Source organism: Streptomyces niphimycinicus, from assembly GCF_018883605.1.
Lineage (GTDB): Bacteria > Actinomycetota > Actinomycetes > Streptomycetales > Streptomycetaceae > Streptomyces > Streptomyces niphimycinicus.
Genome location: NZ_JAHLEM010000852.1, coordinates 1 through 546, shown reverse-complemented (window position 1 = coordinate 546; position 546 = coordinate 1). Strand labels below are relative to the sequence as shown.

Annotated in this window: 1 protein-coding gene; it reads left to right on the top strand. The window is 69.2% G+C overall.

What is annotated here, in order from left to right; all coding sequences use genetic code 11:
- Positions 1-3: 3 nt before the first annotated feature.
- Positions 4-546, top strand: a 543-nt coding sequence (locus tag KN815_RS44130; protein WP_372458630.1) for a beta-ketoacyl reductase, incomplete at its 3' end; no start/stop codon positions are given.

Here is a 546-nt window from a genome sequence, read left to right as displayed (position 1 = left end):
GGGTTGGATCTGTCGGCGTTTGTGTTGTTTTCGTCGGCGGCGGGTGTGTTGGGGAATGCGGGTCAGGGGAGTTATGCGGCGGCGAATGGGTTTCTGGATGCGTTGGCTGTTCATCGGCGGGCGCAGGGGTTGCCGGGGGTGTCGATCGCGTGGGGGTTCTGGGAAGAACGCAGCGAGCAGACCGAGCACCTGACGGGCGACGATCTGGCGCGTGCCCACGCGGTCCCGATGCCCACCTCCCAGGCACTGGAACTGTTCGACGCGGCGCTCGCCGCCGATGAGGCAATGGTGTTGGCCGCACCGCTGGACCTCCAGGCATGGGCGGGCGCCGACAACCTGCCCGCCGTCCTACGCGACCTGGTCCGCCCGCGCATCCGGCGTGCTGCCCAGGCAGTAGACGCCCCCGACTCGGCCTCAGCGCTCGAACACCGGTTGGCCGCCGTGGACCGCGCCGAGTGGGATCAGGCCGTACTCGACCTCGTGCGCAATCACATCGCGGCGGTACTGCGCCACGCGTCCACGGAATCGGTCGACACCGCGCGGACC